General features: G+C 70.7%; 22 protein-coding genes. 7 read left to right on the top strand and 15 right to left on the bottom strand.

The window, feature by feature from the left end; all coding sequences use genetic code 11:
- Positions 1–31 precede the first annotated feature (31 nt).
- A complete protein-coding gene (locus tag AQI95_RS37595) occupies positions 32–865 on the top strand; it encodes a D-2-hydroxyacid dehydrogenase family protein (RefSeq protein WP_244188969.1) in 834 nt (277 codons plus the stop codon).
- A gap of 182 nt (positions 866–1,047) precedes the next feature.
- On the opposite strand, the gene AQI95_RS37590 is transcribed toward AQI95_RS37595, so the two are convergent.
- The gene (locus AQI95_RS37590; protein ID WP_067134847.1) at positions 1,048–1,323 is read right to left on the bottom strand and encodes a hypothetical protein; all 276 of its coding nucleotides are present in this window, start codon (positions 1,321–1,323) and stop codon (positions 1,048–1,050) included.
- A 72-nt stretch (positions 1,324–1,395) separates the two neighbouring features.
- Positions 1,396–2,160: a hypothetical protein gene (locus AQI95_RS37585; RefSeq protein ID WP_067134843.1), complete on the bottom strand. Its 765-nt coding sequence runs from the start codon at positions 2,158–2,160 to the stop codon at positions 1,396–1,398.
- A 500-nt stretch (positions 2,161–2,660) separates the two neighbouring features.
- Here AQI95_RS37585 and AQI95_RS37580 point away from each other — a divergent pair, with 500 nt between their 5' ends.
- The 3 genes from AQI95_RS37580 to AQI95_RS37570 all read left to right on the top strand — a co-directional run bounded on the left by AQI95_RS37580 (position 2,661) and on the right by AQI95_RS37570 (position 4,146).
- Positions 2,661–3,122 carry a hypothetical protein gene (locus tag AQI95_RS37580; protein ID WP_067134841.1) on the top strand — a complete coding sequence of 154 codons (462 nt, stop codon included), beginning with the start codon at positions 2,661–2,663 and terminating at the stop codon, positions 3,120–3,122.
- A gap of 219 nt (positions 3,123–3,341) precedes the next feature.
- Positions 3,342–3,635 (top strand): hypothetical protein, encoded by a 294-nt coding sequence (locus AQI95_RS37575; protein WP_067134840.1) that lies wholly within the window; start codon positions 3,342–3,344, stop codon positions 3,633–3,635.
- Positions 3,636–3,855: 220 nt separating this feature from the next.
- Positions 3,856–4,146, top strand: coding sequence for a hypothetical protein (locus tag AQI95_RS37570; protein WP_067134838.1), 291 nt, complete (start codon positions 3,856–3,858; stop codon positions 4,144–4,146).
- 163 nt (positions 4,147–4,309) lie between these two features.
- Here AQI95_RS37570 and AQI95_RS37565 read toward each other — a convergent pair whose 3' ends face one another.
- The 8 genes from AQI95_RS37565 to AQI95_RS37530 form a co-directional block, all read right to left on the bottom strand.
- Positions 4,310–4,669, bottom strand: a complete 360-nt coding sequence (locus AQI95_RS37565; protein ID WP_067134837.1) for a hypothetical protein — start codon at positions 4,667–4,669, stop codon at positions 4,310–4,312.
- 347 nt (positions 4,670–5,016) lie between these two features.
- Positions 5,017–5,289, bottom strand: a complete 273-nt coding sequence (locus AQI95_RS37560; protein ID WP_067134835.1) for a hypothetical protein — start codon at positions 5,287–5,289, stop codon at positions 5,017–5,019.
- Positions 5,290–5,449: 160 nt separating this feature from the next.
- Entirely contained in the window at positions 5,450–5,782 is a 333-nt protein-coding gene (locus AQI95_RS37555) for a hypothetical protein (protein ID WP_067134832.1), read from the bottom strand.
- Between the two features lie 173 nt (positions 5,783–5,955).
- On the bottom strand, positions 5,956–6,204 hold the full coding sequence (locus AQI95_RS37550) for a hypothetical protein (RefSeq protein WP_067134830.1): 249 nt from the start codon (positions 6,202–6,204) through the stop codon (positions 5,956–5,958).
- A gap of 263 nt (positions 6,205–6,467) precedes the next feature.
- Entirely contained in the window at positions 6,468–7,880 is a 1,413-nt protein-coding gene (locus AQI95_RS37545; protein WP_067134828.1) for a condensation domain-containing protein, read from the bottom strand.
- 227 nt (positions 7,881–8,107) lie between these two features.
- Entirely contained in the window at positions 8,108–8,974 is an 867-nt protein-coding gene (locus AQI95_RS37540) for a tyrosinase family protein (protein ID WP_067134826.1), read from the bottom strand.
- Positions 8,958–9,449 carry a tyrosinase family oxidase copper chaperone gene (locus AQI95_RS37535; protein ID WP_067134824.1) on the bottom strand — a complete coding sequence of 164 codons (492 nt, stop codon included), beginning with the start codon at positions 9,447–9,449 and terminating at the stop codon, positions 8,958–8,960. The genes AQI95_RS37540 and AQI95_RS37535 overlap by 17 nt, the downstream gene beginning before the upstream one ends.
- 293 nt (positions 9,450–9,742) lie before the next feature.
- Positions 9,743–10,390 (bottom strand): hypothetical protein, encoded by a 648-nt coding sequence (locus tag AQI95_RS37530; RefSeq protein ID WP_067134822.1) that lies wholly within the window; start codon positions 10,388–10,390, stop codon positions 9,743–9,745.
- Between the two features lie 312 nt (positions 10,391–10,702).
- On the opposite strand from AQI95_RS37530, the gene AQI95_RS37525 reads away from it, so the two are divergent.
- The 3 genes from AQI95_RS37525 (at position 10,703) to AQI95_RS37515 (ending at position 14,986) form a co-directional block, all read left to right on the top strand.
- On the top strand, positions 10,703–12,622 hold the full coding sequence (locus tag AQI95_RS37525; protein WP_067134985.1) for an AMP-dependent synthetase/ligase: 1,920 nt from the start codon (positions 10,703–10,705) through the stop codon (positions 12,620–12,622).
- A gap of 433 nt (positions 12,623–13,055) precedes the next feature.
- A complete protein-coding gene (locus tag AQI95_RS37520) occupies positions 13,056–13,601 on the top strand; it encodes an LPXTG cell wall anchor domain-containing protein (protein WP_159056649.1) in 546 nt (181 codons plus the stop codon).
- Between the two features lie 182 nt (positions 13,602–13,783).
- Entirely contained in the window at positions 13,784–14,986 is a 1,203-nt protein-coding gene (locus AQI95_RS37515; RefSeq protein ID WP_067134819.1) for a glycoside hydrolase family 26 protein, read from the top strand.
- Between the two features lie 24 nt (positions 14,987–15,010).
- Here AQI95_RS37515 and AQI95_RS37510 read toward each other — a convergent pair whose 3' ends face one another.
- From AQI95_RS37510 to AQI95_RS37490, 5 genes are read right to left on the bottom strand one after another with little or no spacing between them, the layout of a single operon-like run.
- Positions 15,011–16,054 carry a class I SAM-dependent methyltransferase gene (locus AQI95_RS37510; protein ID WP_159056648.1) on the bottom strand — a complete coding sequence of 348 codons (1,044 nt, stop codon included), beginning with the start codon at positions 16,052–16,054 and terminating at the stop codon, positions 15,011–15,013.
- Positions 15,967–17,112, bottom strand: coding sequence for a GNAT family N-acetyltransferase (locus tag AQI95_RS37505; RefSeq protein ID WP_067134813.1), 1,146 nt, complete (start codon positions 17,110–17,112; stop codon positions 15,967–15,969). The genes AQI95_RS37510 and AQI95_RS37505 overlap by 88 nt, the downstream gene beginning before the upstream one ends.
- Positions 17,109–17,777 carry a YveK family protein gene (locus AQI95_RS37500; protein ID WP_067134811.1) on the bottom strand — a complete coding sequence of 223 codons (669 nt, stop codon included), beginning with the start codon at positions 17,775–17,777 and terminating at the stop codon, positions 17,109–17,111. Before AQI95_RS37500 ends, AQI95_RS37505 begins: the two co-directional genes overlap by 4 nt.
- Positions 17,777–18,931, bottom strand: a complete 1,155-nt coding sequence (locus AQI95_RS37495) for a glycosyltransferase (protein WP_067134809.1) — start codon at positions 18,929–18,931, stop codon at positions 17,777–17,779. The genes AQI95_RS37500 and AQI95_RS37495 overlap by 1 nt, the downstream gene beginning before the upstream one ends.
- Positions 18,928–19,620, bottom strand: coding sequence for a polysaccharide deacetylase family protein (locus AQI95_RS37490; RefSeq protein ID WP_244188968.1), 693 nt, complete (start codon positions 19,618–19,620; stop codon positions 18,928–18,930). Before AQI95_RS37490 ends, AQI95_RS37495 begins: the two co-directional genes overlap by 4 nt.
- Between the last annotated feature and the right edge of the window lie 67 nt (positions 19,621–19,687).

Below are 19,687 nucleotides of genomic sequence, written 5' to 3'. Positions count from 1 at the left end.
ACTGTCCGCCCTCCTTCGGGAGGGCGTTCTTGTGGCCACCCAGTTCGCCGACTGCGACATCGTCGTCACGCTGCGCGAACGCGTCCCCTTCCCCGGCTCTCTCTTCGCGCGCCTGCCCCGGCTGAAACTGCTGATCGCCTCCGGTCTGCGCAACACCGTCATCGACCGCGCCGCCGCCGAGGCCCATGGCGTCGCCGTGTGCGGCACGGACAGCTCGGGGACCCCACCGGTCGAGCTGACCTGGGCCCTGCTGCTCGGTCTGGCCCGCGGGATCGTCGAGGAGAGCACCGCACTGCGGACGAACGGCCCCTGGCAGTCCACCGTCGGCGCCGACCTGCACGGCCGGCGGCTGGGCCTGCTCGGACTCGGCCGGATCGGCAGCCGGGTGGCCCGGGTCGGGCTCGCCTTCGGCATGCGGGTCGGCGCCTGGACCCCGAACCTCACCGAGGAGCGCGCCGCACGGGCGGGGGTCGAACTCATCTCCGCCAAGGAGGAGTTGCTGGCCGACAGCGACTTCGTCTCCGTCCATGCGGCATCCGGCGAGAGCACCCGGGGGCTCGTCGGCGCCGCCGAACTCGCCCTGATGAAGCCGACCGCCTACCTCGTCAACACCTCGCGCGCGGCCGTCGTCGACCAGGACGCCCTGCTGGCCGCGCTGCACGAGGGCCGGATCGCGGGGGCCGGCCTGGACGTCTTCGACATCGAGCCGCTGTCCGCCGACCACCCGGTGCGCACCGCTCCCCGCCTCCTCGCCACACCCCACCTCGGCTACGTCTCCCAGGCCAACTACACGACGTGCTACCGCCAGGCCGTGGAGGACATCCAGGCCCATCTGGCGGGGTCTCCGGTACGACTGCCGCCCTGATCCCGCAGGCGGTACGGCCGCCGGCGGACGGTGGCGCCGCGCACGAGCAAAGCGCCGGACCCTCCCCCTGTGTCCACGGGGAGGGTCCGGCGCTGTCCGGTGGCCACCGGGTCGCCGCGGCGCTGCGAGCCACCGTCCGTCCGCCGCCGTAGCCGCGCGACTTCGGGGTGCGGCGCCGTCGGTCAGAGGGCCTTGCTGTTGCAGCCCATCGTCGAGCCGAGGTTGGTGGGCTGCGCGCCCGGGGACCCTTCGCCGTTCAGCAGGTTGCCGGCCAGGCCGTTGACGGCGCCGACGCTGCCGAGCACATTGATGTTCATGTCGTGCGAGCGGCACTCGGTGGCCTGCGTGACCTCGAGGTCGTGGCCGGGCTCGCCGTGCGCGAAGGCGGTGTTGACGCCGAGGGAGCCGACACTTCCGAGCATGGCGCCCACGAGGACGGCCTTGTGAAACGTGCGCATTACTTCTCCGTTGGTCGAGCGGATGCGATCTGCAGCAGATCGAGTAGGGGCGGCGGACGTCGCCGGAGGCGATCAGCCGAGGCGGGGCAGCCCGAGCGAGCCGACGGGCGGTGCCGCGACCTGGCCGAGGCCGAGCCCGGGCGCCTGCGGCGTGTCCGGTGCGAGCAGCGGGTTGACGAGCGGGTTCACCTGGGGGTTCACCGACGGGTTCACCTGCGGGGCGACCTTCGGCGGACCGTCCGCGGCGCCGAAGGTCTGCGGCATGGCGACCTGCGGAGCGACGCGCGGCATGACCTCCGGCGCGGACTGCGGGCTGACCTGCGGCACGACCTGCGCCTGCTGGGGAGCAGGGGCCGGCTGCGCGTACTGCGGGGCGGCCGTCTGCTGCGGACCGTACGGCGAGTTCGAGGCCTGCGCGGAGCCCCCCGACGAGGCCGAGGCGGTGGCGTATCCGGTCGGCGCCTGCGGCGGCGCGGGCGGCGGCGGAGGGGCCTGCATCATCGGCTGGGGGTACGGCTGCGGGGCGGCGACCTGGGCGTAGCCCCGCGAGTGGCTCGTCGCGGCCGCGGTCGGACCGCTCGGCGGGGGCGGCGCGTACTGGGGAGCCGCGTACTGAGGCGGTGCGTACTGCGGTGGCGCGTACTGAGGAGCCGGGTACTGCGGTGGCGCGTACGGCGCGTACTGGGGAGCCGCGTACTGCGGTGCGGGGTACTCGGGAGCCGACATTGGAGCGGCACCGTATCCGACGGGAGCGTCGGCATGGCTGACGCCGGCGCCGATGGCGGTCAGACCGCCGGCCGCTGCCGCGACGACAGCGGCCTTGTGAAGCTTGCGCATGGAACCCTCGGCCCTTCGAAACCTGGACAGGAAATCCGTTGTATTTCAGTGCAGTCTCATGTGCGTCCAGTCCGATGTTCGTACTGCGCCTTTACCGGGGTAACTACCGGGCTGCGCACGGACTCACGCGGGAGCCGACAGCGAATTCCTTGCCCCTCCGTGATCCATGATCGCTGCCCTCTCCCAGCTGGCAACGACTTTTCCCCCGTGCCGGTCACGGGACTTGAAACCCCATCACCCATTTGCCATTGACGGCCGGATGCCCCGGTGCATGATTGCAGAGGCGTTCGGAACGTGGCGCCGCGGCGCACAGGACCTGGGGCAAATGGGTGATCAGAGCCCGGAACACCGTGTCCGCCGCCCCCTTTCCCTCGTTCCCCACTGGGCCAGAGCGATGGTCCGTCGCAACCGCACAGGGCAGCCACCACAACAACAACTGCACTGGCTCACCAGCATTTTGAAACGTTCCGTGCACAGGTCAATGAAGGGCCGAGGGTTCCATGCGCAAGCTTCAGCAAGTCGCGCTCATCGTCGCAGCAGCCGGCGGTCTGTCCGCCGTCGGCGCCGGCCCCAGCTCCGCCGCCGCTCCGACCTACAACGGCGCCTATCCACCCCCCGTTTCGCAGCAGGACGCCGAGGCCGCCGCGGCGTCCTCCGCTCAGGCCACCGCGCAGGGCTACGGCCAGCAGGCGCCGCAGGGGCCGCAGCGGGGCGCCGAGGTCACCCCGCAGATCAACCCCGACCTGAGCCCCCAGATCAACCCGCAGATCTCCCCCCAAGCGGCCCCGGGGCAGAGCTCCGCGACCCAGGCCAACCTCTTCCGCCCGTCCCAGGAGTGCAGCCCGCAGTCCCTGCTGGGCGCGAACGTCCCGGTCGCCCTGCTCGCCGCCGCCGACACCCATGGCATCGAGTGCTCCCAGGGCAACACGCAGTCGAACGCCCTCGCCAACGCCGTGCACTGAGACCATCCGACAATCGGACTCCGAAGCCCGGAGCGGGCCCTTCGAGGAACACCCTCGAAGGGCCCGTTTTCGTACGAATACGGCTTTCGAGTGCTTTCACCAACAGATCATGAACTCGGCGCGTCGCTGTCCGTTTTGGGTTATTTCCTATTAATCTCCCGTAACTGTAAGAACGCGATCCACCACAGATCGCAACCCCTTCACTCCACCGGAGATGACATGCACAAGCTTCGCAAGGCCGCCGTTCTGGTCGCCGCAATCGGCAGCATCGGACTCGTGGGCGGCACGGCGCACGCGGGCGGCCAGGAAGGCGGCAAGGGCGGCGACGGCGGCGGGCGCTTCAGCGTCCTGCAGAGCTCCAACTGCAAGTCGCACGACCTGAACCTGGACGTCCTCGGCGAGGTCGGCATCCTCAACGGCCTGCTGGGCAACGCGCTCAACGGCGAGGGCGACCCGGGCGCCCAGGCCACCCACCTCGGCTCGACGATGGGCTGCAGCAACAGCGCCTTCTAAGGCATAAAGCCACACAGGCGGCCAAACAGAAAATAATCCCGGCATCGAGCCTCGGACTCGGTGCCGGGATTGTTTTTGCGCACTATTGAGCATTCAGAGTGACAAGAATTATGGAATTCGGCGCGTCGCTGTTGTCTTCGGATATTCCGTATTAGCCTCCATAACCGCACGAAGTCGATCTCTCACGGATCGCATCCACTTCTCTTCCACCGGAGATGACATGCACAAGCTCCGCACGGCTGCCGTTCTGGTCGCCGCAATCGGCAGCATCGGACTCCTGGGCGGCACGGCACACGCCGGCGGCCAGGACGGCGGCGGCCACGGCGGCGGCCGCTTCAGCGTCCTGCAGAGCACCACCTGCAGGTCCCACGACCTCAACGCCGACGTCCTCGGCGAGGTCGGCATCCTCAACGGCGCGCTGGGCAACGCGCTCAACGGCGAGGGCAACTCCGGTGCGCAGGAGTCGTCGCTCGGCTCGAGCATGGGCTGCAACAACAGCGTCGGCAAGTAGTAGGTAAGCAGGACCCCCTTCCCCGGTGTCCCGGCCTCAGGCCGGGACACCGGGGAATTCCATGTCCGCGGCAGGTCCCGCTCCCGGAAACCGGCAGCCCCTGCCCCGGAAAGCGAAGATGCCGGACCGGGACGATCCCGGTCCGGCATTTTCCGGTCGCGCGTCAGAACTCGATGTGGGGCCCTGCGAAATGAGGCTTCTTGAAGCCCTTGGGCAGCTTCAGTTCGTTGGAGCAGTTCACCACCGGCCCGACGTTCTTGGAGCCGCCGCCCAGCAGTTCGCCGTCCGGCAGCACCAGGCGCGGCCGGTCGGCGACCGAGCAGTCCTGCGCCTGATGCACGATGTGCTTGCCGTGCTTGTCGATACGGGTCTCGCTCTTACGCGTGCAGATGGTGTCGCCCTGGGTGGTGATCTTGCAGTCGCGCTTCGGGCCGTCGGTGTGCGCATGTGCGGCACCGACGCAGATCACGGCGAGACTTCCGACGAGCCCCGTGACGGTCGCGATCTTCTGCCGAGTGAACATGTGCTGCGCTCCTTTGCACTTCAGGCCCGGGTGTTCGCCGATTTCCGGCGTACACCCGGGCCTTGGAGAAGGTCGAAAGTGGGGACCAGCGCCTGGGCGCATTTTCGGATGCGTCCGGCGGCGGCATTGCCGCAGCCCGGACACGCACCCTGAGGGGGTCTGACGCGCGTCCGGGCTGCCTTCGCCATGAGGTATTACTCAGCACACCGGAGAACAATCCGAGTTGGTCCGGGACAGGGACGTACCGTTCGTACGATGTGCATATCGCGTTCCAAATGAATGCCGATGCGCTACGACCGCTGCACGCGTTCACACCTGCGCATCGTGGACCTCTGTGGTCTCAGGTCTTACTGCTGGTCGTTACCGGGAGCCGAGTAGCCGCCGCCGTTGCCGTAACCCTCCTGGGGTGCGGCGTCCTCGTGACCCTGCTGCGGGCCGCCGTACGGGTGCCCGAAGGTGCTGCCGTACGTGGCCAAGGCGTTGGCCGACGAGTTGGCCACCGCGGTGATCTGCTGCGGGGTGTCGTCGTCGTTACCGCCGGCGAAGCTGACACCGACGCCGAGGGTGGACAGACCAGCAAGCGCCGCCGCTACGACAGCCGCACGCTGAAACTTACGCATGATTGACCCTTTCTTGCCCGGGCACGCAGCCCTGGTTGACTACCTGGAGTGAGCATATACACACAATAGGTAGCAAATCGGGATCTTTGGTCATACGTCGTGTCGGCTTACGGCGCGATGTTCAACAAGTCGATCAACGGGAGATTCCACACCCGGCGGCTCAGTCCAGCAGGCCGGGGAATTCCATTTTCGTGTCGCCCTTGTCGCGCGGCGGCGTGGAACAGGTCACCTCGGGCCCGTACTTGATGGTGCCGTTCCCCAGGGCGGCGGGCAGCGTCAGCGGCTGCATCGGCATGCAGTTGTCCTGGTGGGGGATGACGCCGTCCTCGGGGATCTCGCCTTCGATCCGCTGGATGCAGGTGACGTTGCCCTGGATGTCACGCTTGCAGGCACCCGGGTCGGCCGCGGCGAACGCCGGGGTGATGCCGGCGCATGTCACGGCGAGGCCGCCGAGCAGCCCCGAGACGGCCGCGATCTTCTTTCTACTGAGCATGTGATGCGCTTCCTTTGTGAGGGGCGCCCGGGCACCGCGTGCCACGAACCGGCCGTACCCGGCCCCGACTTGGTCCTGGAGGGCCGGGCGACCGGCCGAGCGTGCAGGGAACCCTTCGGAGGGTGACCCGAAGGGTTCCACGGAAGGCGTCGCGCGTGAGGACGCCGTCGACCTCAGCTGCCGGTGAAGGCGTTGTTGAACTGGCCGCAGGTGGTGTCCAGGGTCTGCGAGAGACCGAGCACGCTGACCGGGAGGCTGCCGTCGGCCACCGTCTGCGGGCTGCACTCCTGGTACGGGCGGTAGCTGTCGTTCACCTTCACCTCGCTGCCACCGTGGGCGTAGGCGGCGCCCGCGCCGGCACCGACGCCGGCCAGGCCGCCGGCCGCCACTGCTGCGATCACGACTTGCTGAAGCTTGCGCATGGAACCCTCGGTTCTTCCTATGCATTGGACATCGAGGCTGATTGCCTACCGTGACTGAGCGAACACTACCAGTAGCGATACGCGGTATTCCACTTTGCCGGATATCCGTGTCCAAAAGGGGACATGAGGACAAAGGATCTTCGAGTGGAGAGCAACTACCGCCCCGACGTTGCGGATTGTGATCCGGTGCATCAACACAAATGCCGAAAGCGGCAGTTGTCCGCGCCGGTGCCCGCCGCTATCTCGACGGCATCCCGCCGGTATTAAGAAAAGGTCGGTTCCGTGGCCAGGACGCGGTCGTGCGCGGGCACGGAGACGATGAGATCCCGTAGGGCCTCGACGTACCGCCGCATGTTCTTGTACGCGACGTCGGTGTCCGGATAGCGGCAGGCGAGCCACAGGCCCTCGTGCAGCCGGGTCACCCAGACGCACACCTGGTCGCCGTACGACACCCGGAGCAGCCCGTACGCGTTCTGCTCCGACCAGCGCCGCGAGCCGGGGACGTCGCGGGCGTCCACGTACGAGACGATCGAGTACAGATCGGGCGAGGTCGGCCGGAAGTCCGCGCCGAGCAGCCGCAGTACGCGGGCCAGCGGAATGCGGGCCAGCGAGCGGTTGGCCTGCAACTCGGCGCGGACCGCGGCGAGTGCGCCGTCGAAGTCCGGTGCCGCGGGCACCTCGATCGGTGCGCCGCCGACGTACCAGCCCACGGAGTCCGACCACGCGGACTTCACCCGGGTGTGGAACGGCACGACCGTGCGGTAGACCGGCTGCCCGCCGAGCTGGTGCACGATCAGACTGGTCGCGGCGAGGATGCCCACCATGCTGCCGCCGTAGGGCCGGCAGTACGCCTCGAACCCGGCGGCGGCGTCGGCGTCGACGAGCGGCTCGCGCATCAGCTTCTGGGCGGGCAGCGGGCCACCGGGGCGCAGACCGAGGTCGACGGGGAAGTCCGGCAGGGTGCCGTCGCCGCGGGCGATGAACTCCCGCCAGCGGGCGACGATCGCGTGCGTGTCGTCGATGCCGTCCGCGTTCGCCCGCTCCAGCTCGCAGAAGTCGACGTAACTGCCCACGCGCGCCGCGGTCAGGGGCCGGCCCGTGACGCCCGTGAGGTACAGCTCGTGGATCTCGTCCGGGATGCGCTGCAGGGAGTAGGCATCGACGTTGGTGTGGTCGAACGCCAGGAACACGCTGGTGGAGTCGTCGCGTACGACCGCCGTGTAGATGAAGTTCGGCCAGCCGAGCGCGTCCGCGGCGACGTCGAACCGGTCCTGCAGGTAACGGATCAGGGTGTCCGCGTCGGCGAAGTCGCCGACCACCTCGCGGTGCAGGGACACATCGTCCTCGTCGAGCGTGAACCGGTGCATGTCGTCGCCGGCCCATCGAAAGCCGCTGCGCAGCGTCTCGTGCCGCAGCGTCCAGCCGCGCAGGGCCCGTTCCAGTGCGTCGAGGTCGGCTCGGCCCGGCAGGTCGAAGGTCGTGCCGATCCAGGTCGGCACGAACAGTCCGTCCTCGCGCACCGAACGGGCGGTTCTGATGTGCGACTCCTGGATGTACGCCGGCGGCCGCGGATCCGGCGGCAGCGCTGCCGCGGTCGCGACGGTCGCCGGGCTCAACGTCCACTCGACGAGGCGTCCGGGCCGCACTTCACAGCGCTGAATGTCAGAAATTCGCACAGGGGCGTCTCCTTCGCAGAAGACTCAGACTTGATCAACGGAGAGCCGTGCAGCGGGCGGAGGTTGCCGTGTCGCCGGCTTTTCAACGGGACGTGTGACGCCTCGAACGGCGAAGCGAACACTGTCGGTGAACCGGGAGCGGGCGGAGCCTGGTCGGGGTGGCCGTCGCACACACGAGAAGAGCCCCGGCAACCTGGGCACCGGGGTTCCTGGCGCTGCTTCGGGGTTCACACGTACTGGTAGACCCCGCTCATGTCCTCCAGTTCGTCCGGGGTCACGTCCCACGGTGGCAGCCGCTCGTTGCGGGCCACGACCCGGCCGTGCTGGGCGTCGCGCGTGCCGGGCGGCACGGCGGGCAGGTAGCGGTGCTCGCGGTGCCGCTGCTGCCAGCGGGTCCACTGCAGGTCGACGAAGGAGTGGTGCAGCCAGAAGACGGGGTCGTTGACGGCGGCGCCGCCGAGCATCACCCCGCCGATCCAGCGGTGCACCCGGTTGTGGTTGCGCCAGGAGACGCTGCCCCGGCCCGGCCCCCACCCCTCCAGCTTGTTGCGGAACCCCCGGGTGACCGTCGAGTCCCAGGGCGCCGTGTCGTAGACCGGGTCGACCAGGGCCGACTCCAGGTCCTGGCCGGTCGGCAGCTGGATCGGGTTGGCGGCGCGGCCGAGGTCACGGGTGAGGTAGTGCCGGTCCGTCACGTTCTCGGTGAGCTTCCAGTAGCCCGACCGGTAGGCGAACGGACCGGACATCACCTGCCGGTCCGAGCGCCGTCCGTTGCCGCCGAGCAGATCGTCGGTCCAGGGCACGGAGGTGGTCGTGCGCTCACGCGTCCAGTCCCAGTACGGCATCGTCACCGAGTCGTCCACCCGGCGCAGCGCCTCCTCCAGATCCAGCAGGAGCTTGCGGTGCCAGGGCAGGAAGGAGGGGGTCATGTGGGCGGTGCGCAGACCGCGTTCGCCGTCGGGGGTGTTGTACTCGATGTGCAGGCGCACGAACTCGTCGTACTCACCGCGCCGTTTGACCTCCAGGAGGGCCTCGACGAGCCGACGCCGCTCGCCTGCGGTCAGCCTGTTGACGTTCTTACGCGTGTACGCCATGCCCGCCCTCCGTGTGCATCGGCCCTTCGCCCATCGGTCCCGGTGCCAGGTCGTGCAGTTGCTCGTCCGGGCCCAGTTCGTCGACGGCGGCGCGGGCCGCGGCGAGCGGGGTCGGATACGAGCGGTAGTGGTCGACCATGCTCAGCCAGCTGCCGTCGGCCCGGCGCATCAGATGCAGCGGTCGGCCGTCGATGGTGACCTCCCACTGGGCGCCGCCGACGGCCGTGCGGCGGGCGGCGCGCACCTCGGTGCCGCGGATGCGGCGGCCCCGGTAGGTCTCCTCGAAGGCGGTGGCCCGCCGGCCGTCGTCCGGGGCGTGCGCCTTGCGCCCGCAGGCCGCGGCCGCCGGGGCGAGCGCCACGGCGACGGCCGAGGAGAGCAGTCCCCGCGTCACGTCCCGCCGTGTTCTGCCCTGGTCCGCGGCGGGCGTGGCGTGCTGCCCGCCCTCCGGCACTGCGCCGACACCTGGAACCATCGTTCACTCCTCGTCCGGTTCGGTTGTCCTAGGCGGTAACCGCCGGACGGCGCTCCCGGTCACCGCGGGTGCGGCCGGACCGGTGACCGCCGTACCGGTGACGAGAGCGTCGCGGCCGGGGCCGGTGCGCGGGTGCCGGGTGGGCTCAGCCGGTCCAGAAGTCCCACCAACGGGTCATGATCAGCCACGACACGTACCCGGTGAACTTGTCGAGGGACACGTTCGAGGGACGCCGCCCCGCGACGTCCCTCGAACACGGCCGCCACCGTGTGCGGCCCCCCATCAGTGCCGCGTCAGACGGTCGGCAGTCCCGGCAGCGAGGGCAGCGCCGGCAGTCCGGGCAGGTTGGGAGCGGGCAGGCCACCGGAGAGCAGGACGGCGGCGAGGTAGTTGACGAGGCCGGTCAGCACTCCGGTGACCGCTGGGACGACCTGGCTCGCGTTGCCGGAGGTGACGGCCTTCAGGAGGGTGTCCAGCGCCTTGGTGAGGTTGGCGAGCGCGTCGCTCGCGAGGTCGGCCCGCGCCGCGGCGTCCGCCGCCAGGGACTTGCCGTCGGACGTGGTGGGCGAGGAGTGCCAGCCCGGGGCCGGCTTGGTGTGCGGGGACAGCGGGCCCGCGGCCGGCGCCGCCGCCGTCACCTTGGCGATGGCGTCCTTGGCAGCCTGGACGAGCGAGGTGGCCTGGTCGGTGGGGAGCTGGCCGTTGTCGGCCTTGAGCACCGCGTTCAGCAGGTTGGTGACCGGGGTGAGCACGATCCCGAGGTTGGCGAGGAGCTGGATCTGCACGAGGAGCGCGTCCGCGCCGGGGACGGGCGCGTGGGAGGCCGCGTGGACGCGCTCGCGGGTGGAGTCGGCCGCGACGGCGGCCGGGCCGGTGACGCCGGCCAGGAGGGCGGCGCAGAGCGTGGTGCACGCGATGCGCCGGACGGGCAGACCACCCATGGGATGTTCCTTTCGATGATGCGTCGGATCTTGTGCCCACCGTGAAATCACCCGTCACCGTCTGCAACCGATCAAGCACGTCGACCGTCCGACGATCCGTCAGAATCGCTGAGTCTCTCCTGGTCAGACGATGCGTCACAGCCATCTCGGGAATTCGGCGGACCACCCGCCCATTCGGGGCAACGCCTGTTGCGATTCCTCTCGCCGGACCCATTGACCAGTTTCTACGCGCGAGTAAGTTGACTTCGCGGTAAGTCCTGTATGAGCACGATCCGCAAGCCGTCGGCCGAACCGCCGCGACCGGGAGCCGTCATGGGCGTACGCAGGGATCTGAGACAGGCTCGGCGGCGCGCCGATCTGACGGCGCGTACGCCCCTGGAGCTGGTCCGGGACGAGACCGGCACGGTGCGCGAGGTGCGCACCGCTGCCCTGGTGGCCAGGAGCGCCGGCGGCAGCATCGCCGACATCCCGTTCGTCAACGCGGCCGAGGCTCCGGGCGCCGTGGTCCTGCGCCGCCGGGAGAACGGGGTCTGGCGCCCGGTGACCGCGGCGGACTTCGCCCGCGAGGTGACCGCCGTCGCCAAGGGGCTGATCGCCGCCGGACTCGAACCCGGCGGCCGCGTCGCCGTGATGTCCCGCACCCGCTACGAGTGGACGGTCCTGGACTTCGCGATCTGGGCCGCCGGCGGCCGGACCGTCCCCGTCTACGCGACCTCCTCCGCCGAGCAGGTGGAGTGGATCGTCCGCGACTGCGGCGCCCGTCTCGTCGTCGTCGAGACCGCCGCGAACGCCGAGACGGTCGGCGCCGGCACGGCCGGCCACGCCGAACCCCCGCGCGTGTGGCGGCTCGACGCCGAGGGGCCTGCCGAACTCGTCGCCCTCGGCCGGGACGTGCGCGACGAGGAGGTCGCGAAGCGCCGTGCGGCGCTGACGCCCGAGACGGTGGCCACGATCTGCTACACCTCCGGCACCACCGGACGCCCCAAGGGCTGTGCGCTCACCCATGCCAACCTGCGCGCCGAGGCCGCCAACACGGTGGAGCTGCTCCACCCGGTCTTCAAGGAGGTCACCGGTCAGACCGCGTCCACCCTCCTCTTCCTGCCGCTCGCACACATATTGGGCCGCACCCTGCAGATCGCGTGCCTGCTGGCCCGGATCGAGCTGGGGCACTGCCCGAGCGTCAAGCCGGACGAACTGCGCCCGCTGCTCAAGGAGTTCCGGCCCACCTTCCTGGTCGGGGTGCCGTATCTCTTCGAGAAGATCCACGACACCGGGCGGGCCACCGCCGAGAAGATCGGCCGGGGTGCGTCCTTCGACCGCGCGGAGCGTGTCGGGGTGCGCTTCGGGGAGGCGTACCTGAGCAGGTTCCTCGGCACGGGCAAGGGTCCGGGGATCGGTCTGTACGCCGCCTGGGCGCTGTACGACCTGCTGGTCTACCGCCGCATCCGCCAGGAGCTGGGCGGCCGGACGCGCTACGCCATCAGCGGCGGCTCCCCGCTCGACCGCGACCTCAACCTGTTCTTCCACGCGGCCGGCATCGTCGTCTACGAGGGCTACGGACTGACCGAGACCACCGCCGCCGCCACGATCGTCCCGCCGCTGGAGCCGCGCCCCGGCACGGTCGGCCTGCCCGTCCCCGGCACCTGGGTCCGCATCGCCGACGACGGGGAGGTCCTGGTCAAGGGCGGGGTCGTGTTCGGGGCGTACTGGAACGACGCGGCGGCCACGGACGCGGTGCTCGCCGACGGCTGGTTCGCCACCGGCGACCTCGGCTCGCTCGACGAGGACGGCTATCTCACCATCACCGGCCGCAAGAAGGACATCCTCATCACCTCCGGCGGCAAGAACGTCCAGCCGGCCGTCCTGGAGGACCGGCTGCGCAGCCGCACGCCGGTCGGCCAGTGCCTCGTCGTCGGCGACCGGCGGCCCTTCGTCGCGGCTCTCGTCACGCTCGATCCCGAGGCGGTGGCCCATTGGCTGTCGGTCCGCGGAATGCCCCCGGACACTCCGATGGCGGACGTCGTGAAAGACCCGCGGATGCGCGCCGATGTGCAGCGGGCCGTGGACCACGCCAACGAGGCGGTCTCACGCGCCGAGTCGATCCGTGCCTTCGCTCTGGTCGAGGGCGAGTTCAGTGAGGAGAACGGGCTGCTCACCCCGTCCCTGAAGGTCAAGCGGCAGGCGGTGACGACCGCGTACGCGGAGCAGATCGAAGCGCTCTACGGCGGATGAGCCCGGTCGGCGGGTCCGTCCGGTGGGTCCGTCCGGTGAATCCGGGTGGGGCGGGCGGGCGAACGGGTGAATTCTCAGGCGATTCACGCGACCCTGTTTCCTCGGGCCTCCATATTTCGTTCACAGTCCGCTGGTGGTGGCACGTTTGAACGTGCCCCCTTCATCTGGCTGCAGAGCCGGCTTTTCGATCCCCCTGAGAGGAAGACAAAGAGTGCGACAGACCCTGACCAAGGGATTGGTCGTGGCCGCAGCCGCGACAGGCGCCCTGTCTCTGTGTGGCGGCTGGGCGTTCGCGGACTCCGATCCGTACACGACAGGGGCCGACTCATACGCTGCTCTGGCGGACGATGTGACGCAATGGGATTTCCCGGGTGCGTCGAGCGCCGAGAAGGCTATGGAACGCGCGGACAGTGCCATGCAGATGGCGCGCGAGATGACAGAGAAATTCTCGGCCCCGAATTACACCACCCAAGCCACCCCCAGTCGCACGTCCTCCTCCGGCAACGACGGCGGAAGCAACTACGGCGACGACGACTCGAGCAAGAAGTCCTCGTACGGCAGCAGCTACGGCGACGACGACTCGGATCACAAGTCCTCCTACGGCAGTGATTGCAGGGACGACGACTCGAGCAAGAAGTCCTCGTACGGCAGCAACTACGGCGACGACGACTCGGGCCACTCCTCCTACGGCAGCAACTACGGCGACGACGACTCGGATCACTCCTCCTACGGCAGCAACTACGGCGAGGACGAGCCGCCCAAGCCGACCCGGGCGCCCAAGCCGCCGCACCACCACGTCCACCCCGTCCACCACCACAAGCCCCACCACCACAGGCCCCCGCACCATCACCACCACCACAGGCCCCAGATGCCCCACACCGGCGCGGAGGGCACCATCGCGGCCATGGCCGCCAGCGGAGCGCTGCTGGTCGCCGGAACCGTCCTGTACCGGCGCGGCAAGGCGACGTCCCAGCGCTAGCGCCCCGACAGGCACTCGTTCCCCGGGTGCCGGGCGCCTCGCGTCCGGCACCCGCCGGAAGGCCGCATCGTCCGGTCGTCCGTGTGGCCCATCGACGCCGAGCCGTCCGACTCAATTGGTGCAATGAGCGTATATATGGCTGTGCCCGGTCATCAGGACACCGCCGCACCGAAGGAGTGGGAATGACGCCCGAGCGTCTGCGATCCCTGAGGCGAGTGACGTTCCTCGCCGCAGGTGTGTTCGCGGCAGCGACCGTCCTTCCCAACCCGGCCCTCAAGGCCGGCTCCACGGCGGACCTGGCCGAGCGCCACTGCCCCCCGGCGGTGCGGTCCCTCGCCTCGGCGTGCCCCGCGAACGGGGCGAAAGGCCCCTCCCCGGGGCCGGCGGCGCCCCCGCCCGCGTTCGGCGCCTACCTCAACTACGGGCCCCTCGGGGTGCTGCGCATGCAGGGACTCAGCGCTTGGCTCGACCACTCCGAGGTGCGCGTGGGCCACACCTATCTGGCGGGGGACGTGTGGAGCAACATCGAGGCCGCGCCGGGCTTCCTGGACAGCTGGGCCCAGTGGCGGCGGGGCAAGGACGACCGGCTCCTCGTGCTCAACGTCCCGATGATGGAACGCAACGAGGACCACCTCCCGGACGCGGAGGTGAAGCAGCTGCTGGGACGCGCCGCGGCCGGCGAGTTCGACCGGCACTTCCGCACGCTCGCCGAGCATCTCGTCGCCCTGGGAGTGCCGGACACGATCGTCGTGCTCGGCTGGGAGATGAACGGCATCACCTACACCCACCGCTGCGGCCCCGACCCGGCCGACTGGAAGACGTACTGGCGGCGCATCGTCACCGTCATGCGCTCGGTGCGCGGGGCGCACTTCACGTTCGACTTCGCGCCGAACCGGGGCGCCGACGCGGTGCCGTGGCCGCAGTGCTATCCCGGCGACGACGTCGTCGACGTCATCGGCATGGACTCCTACGACCAGCCGGCGGGGATCACGTTCGACCAGCAGGTGTCCGAGCCCTACGGCCTGAAGGACCAGGTCGACTTCGCGACCGCGCACGGCAAACCCATCTCGTATCCCGAATGGGGCCTGTTCCGCAACGGCGACAACGTGTCGTACGTGCTGCGCATGCTCGCGTGGTTCGACGAGCACAGGCCGCTGTACCAGACGATCACCGACTACTGCCCGCACGGTGTGTGGCTGTGCTCCACCAACCCCCGGGCGTCCGCCCTCTACCGCGCGGCGCTGGCCGGCCGGCGCCCGCCGCCCGAGGGGCCGAAGCCGCCGGTCCCCGCCTCACCCGGGCACGAGCCGAACCCGGCGCCGGATCCGGCGCCGGCCCGGCCGTCCGGCTGTCCGTGCGACGCGCGCGGCCGACCCCTGCGATGACGGACGGCACATCACCGTCTCGTCTCAACCGCGGCCGGTGTACTGCGCGATGACAATGAGTTTGTTTCCTCGCCCGACACGGCGGGCCGCACCTTCGAGCCGGGGCCAGGCGTGGGCCAGTGCGCGACTCTGCCACGAGGCGTCCGCATAACGCGTGAAGATCTCCTGCATCTTCGCCCGCGGCGATGTCGGGCGCTCCACCGAGATCACCTCGCATTCCAGCCGGTTCAGAATGGCGCGCATCCCGGCCTCGGTGAAATAGATCTTGTGCTCCCAGTAATACATGTGCCCGGTCAGATCGACCCGGCCCCGGCTCATGGCATTCACGGCCAGAACGACGGGACGCACCGGGAACGACGCGTCCGGCGTCTCGAAAATCACCGTGCCGCCCGGACGGAGTTTCCGCAGGGCCCCGTTCAGCACGGGAAAGGGGTCGTAGAGATGCTCGATGACGTCCCACAGCGTGAGCGCGTCCATCGAGGCGTCCGGCAGCAACGCGTCCAGGTCGTCGCTCAGCGCCACCCTCAGTCCGCGGGACCGCGCCATGTTCACGGCGCCGGCGTCCACGTCGACGCCGTACGCACGGTCGCAGCGGGTCTGGGCGAAGCTGACGAAGTTCCCGATCCCGCACCCGACATCGAGCACCGTGCCGATGCGTCCGGTCAGGCGTTCCGCCTCGTCGAGCGTCGCCTCGTACCGCTGCTCATAGCCGCGCCGGACCTCGTCGCTCGCGTACAGGCCGAACTTGTACTGCTCCCAGTACTCGCTGACCGGCGCCTGCCCGTCGCAGCCGGCGAGCGCCGGGTCGGCGCGGAAGTACTCCGTACGGCACTCACGGCAGCGGACCAGCCGATACCGGCCCTCGACGACCATGCGCAGCGGCTTTCCCCGTTCCAGACACGCGGGACAGTGCAGATCCGGAGTGTCGTCCGCGGTATCGACGCCCGCCTGCCGGCCGGCGTACTCGACCCGAGAGACTGTCATGCCGTTCCCTTCCTTGCGTTTTCGGTGCATGTGTTGTCGGTGGATCCGGCGGCGAGCCGCCGCAGCCCCCTGCGGCCCCAGCACCGTGCGACGGTGTCGCCGACGGCGGCCGCCAGCAGCGGTGCGGTGCGCCGGCGCGCCAGCAGCAGACGCTGGTTGACGACCGTCTGCGGGGCCCAGCGGTACTTGTACGGCTCGTCGCCGCGCAGCAGGCTCAGGACCTGGCGTTCGCCGTCGCCGAGATATTCGGCCGAGGCGCGCAGCAGCATCGTCGCCACGTCCGTCCTGCGTTCACGCAGCCGCGGGTGGACGCCGTACAGATACAGGCCCGCCCAGCTGCGCGACATCAGCGTCAGATCGACCCCGACCACCTCGCCGTCGAGCAGGAACTCCCTGAGCACCGCCTCGTCGGAGCGGACCATCGGGCCCGCCGAGCGGATCAGATGCTCCAGAAACCGCGGCCGCAGGTGCTCCGGTGTCACCTTCCGGCCCTCCCACTGCAGCCGGTGCAGGTCCAGGAGCCGGCGCAGCGCGCCCTCGGTGTCGTCGTCGTGCACGATCCGCCATGCGACGCCGAGCCGGGTCAGCTTGTTCACCTTGTTGCGGACGCGCTGGGCGCGCGCCGACGGGAGCCGTCCGATCAGCTGGTCCATGGGCAGCGCGGGCAGCTCCAGGCAGGAGGAGTCGGGCACCCGGTGACGCGGACCGCGCCAGCCGAGGTAGATCCGCTCGGCCGCGCCGCCGGGCCGCACCTCACGGAAGTCGATCAGCGCGCTGCGGGCCAGGTCGGCCAGGGCGTCCGTCAGCGCCGGGATGCCTTCGGCGGCCGCCGTCTCGTCGAGGAGCACATCGCTGAAGTCGGTGATGGCACCGCCGATCGGCACCAGCGCCGGCCACGGTCGGTGCACGCGCATCAGCGGGGCGGCGCCCACCAGTTCACCGCGCCGGCGCACCAGGACGAGCCGCAGCCCGCCCGGTGTGCCGTACGACACCCACCACGAATGCAGCCAGGCGTGGCTCTGGAACGGTGTCGCCGACCGGCAGGCCCGGTGCAGGCGCCCCCACTCCTCGGCGAGCTGCCCGAACACGCGGTCGTCGGTGCACACCTGCACCGACAGCGCTCGCCCGGACACCGCCGTCACAGAGCCTTCTGGGCGTCGACGGCGGCTGCCGGGGCGGGCAGTTGCGCGCGCCCCGGGTCGCCCTCGGGCGCCGACCGCCGCGGCCGGGCCAGCAGCGCGAGACCGCCCAGCAGGCCGCCGGCGCACGCGCCCACCAGCGAGGTCAGCGCCGGGGAGGCGGAGGACGGCTCGGTGGGCGCGAGGGCGCCGGACAGCCGTGCGAGGGCGATACCGGTGGCCTTCTTGGTCCGGTTGGCCTGCTTGGTGAGCGCCCCGGACACGGCGTTGGCGATGTCGGCGGCCCGGCGGGGGCGTTCGGAGACCGCCGTGATCGCGATCATCGGGGCGTCGGGCGAGGTCTCGGCCCGCACGCTGCTGCGCAGCTTCGCCGCCGGCACCCTCACCCCCTTCTGGGCCTCCCCCAGCACGGCGAGCTGTGTCGCGACGCGGCCGTAGGCCTGCGCGAACCCGAGCGCCGTCGCCGGATCGGACCTCGACTTCTCCGCCGGTACGGCGATGACATAGCTCGTGGCCGAGTACTGCGCCGGCTCGAGAACGCCGTACGCGCCTCCGGCCACGGCGCCGAGCAGGGTGCCGGCCGGGATCAGCCGGCGCAGCAGCAGCCGGGAGGCCTGTTCGAGGATCCGGCGGTACGGGCGCGCGGGCTGTGCGGGCGTGTCGGTCATCAGGGACTCGCTTCCAGGTCGTGACCGGACAGGACGGCCGTGTACACGTCCATCAGGTGCCGGGCGGTGTGCTCGATGCTGTAGTGCCGGACGGCGTCCGGGGCGGCTCGATCGCCGGGTCCTGCCGCGTGCAGCAGCAGCAGTTCGCGTGCGTACGCCTCGGCCCCGCCGGTGACCCGCCGGGCGCGCGGGGCCGCCTGCCGCGGCAGGTCCGTCACGGCGGGGGCGGACGTGTACAGCACGGGGAGGCCGGCCGCGAGTGCCTCCAGCGCGGCCAGGCCGAACGTCTCCTCCAGGGCGGGCGCGGCGAGGGCGTCCAGCGCGGACAGCACCGAGGGGAGGTCGGGTGCGTCCTGGCGCGGATCCGGCAGCAGCGGATCCGGCGGGCAGGCCAGCTCGCCGGTCATGAGCATCCGGTCCGCGATCCCCAGCTCTTCCGCGAGCCGGCGCAGCCGCTCCTCATCGGGCCCGGCGCCGATCAGCAGCAGCCGTACGTCCGGGGGCAGCAGCGCCAGCGCGCGCACGGCCACCTCGAAGCGCTTGGTGGGGACGAGACGGCCGACGCAGCCCATCACATAGTTGTCCTCCCGCAGTCCGTAGAACGCGCGGGCCTCCTTGCGGCGGATCTCGTCGAAGCGGAAGCGGTGGGCGTCGATGCCGTTCGGGACGACGTGGATGCGCCGGTCGGGCACGCCCCAGCCGCGCAGCAGTCCGGCGACCGTCGGGGAGACGGCGACCGTGGCCCGGCCGAGGCGCTCGGTGGCCAGATACAGGGCCCGGATTCCGGCGGTGAGGGTCCGGCCCTCCAACTGCCGGGCTCCCAGGGAGTGTTCGGTGGCCAGCACGGCGCGTACGCCTGCGAGGCGGGCGGCGATCCGGCCGTACACGCAGGCCCGGTACAGGTGCGTGTGCACCACGTCGTAGCGGCCGGCGCGGATGTGCCGGGCCAGCCGGAACACGGCGCCGACGTCCCGGTTGCCGCCCATGCCGAGGTGGGTGACGCGGACGCCGTCGGCGGTCAGCCCGTCGGCGACCTGTCCGGGGTGGGTCAGCGTGAGCACGTCGCAGCGCGCGGGCAGATGGCGCAGCAGCAGGCGCAGTTGCTGCTCGGCGCCGCCCACGCCGAGACCGGTGATGATGTGCAGCACTCTCATGAGGCCTCCAGGGCGCGTCCCCAGGGGCGGGCAAGCCGCCGCTTCACTTCCAGGCGCACCCCGGTGTCGGCCTGCCCGACGTGGATACGGGGCAGCGCCAGGTCGCCGGCGCCGTCGGGGCCGGGGGTGACGGCGCAGGCGTAGCCGTAGCCGGCGCCGTGCACGGCGGCTCCGACCCGTGCGTCGAGCCTGCCGTACGGGTAGCAGAAGCCGCGGACGTGCTGGCCGGTCAGCTCGGCGAGGAGGGCGCGGCTGCCGTGCACCTCCGCGCGCAGCACGTCGTCCGGGAGCCGGGTGAGGTCGGAGTGGGTGAGGCCGTGCGAGGCGACCTCGACACCCAGCGCCGGCAGCCGGCGGATGTCGTCCGCGGAGAGCAGCCGCTTGCGCGGGCCGGACACCTCCCAGTCGTTCTCGCCGCCGAGCCGCCCGGCCACCACGAACACGGTGGCACCGCAGTGCCAGCGGCGCAGCACGGGCAGCGCGGTGGTGGCGAAGTCGGCGTACCCGTCGTCGAAGGTGAGCCCGACCAGCCCGCGCTCCTGTCCCCGGGCGCGGGCGGCGAGCAGCTCGCGCATGCTGACGCCGCGCAGGCCCCGGCCGTGCAGCCAGGCGAGCTGCCGGGCGAGGCGGGCGGCGGAGACGGTGATGTTGAACGGGTCGTCCCAGGAGTCCGAGACGGAGTGGTACATGGCCACCCATGCGGCGGGCCCCCTGCGAGGCCGTCCCCCGATGCCGGGTGCGCGGTCCTGCCCGGCC

Source organism: Streptomyces yokosukanensis, from assembly GCF_001514035.1.
GTDB lineage: Bacteria > Actinomycetota > Actinomycetes > Streptomycetales > Streptomycetaceae > Streptomyces > Streptomyces yokosukanensis.
The sequence above is the reverse complement of the archived record's forward strand: the minus strand, read 5'-3'. Positions and strand labels throughout refer to the sequence as shown.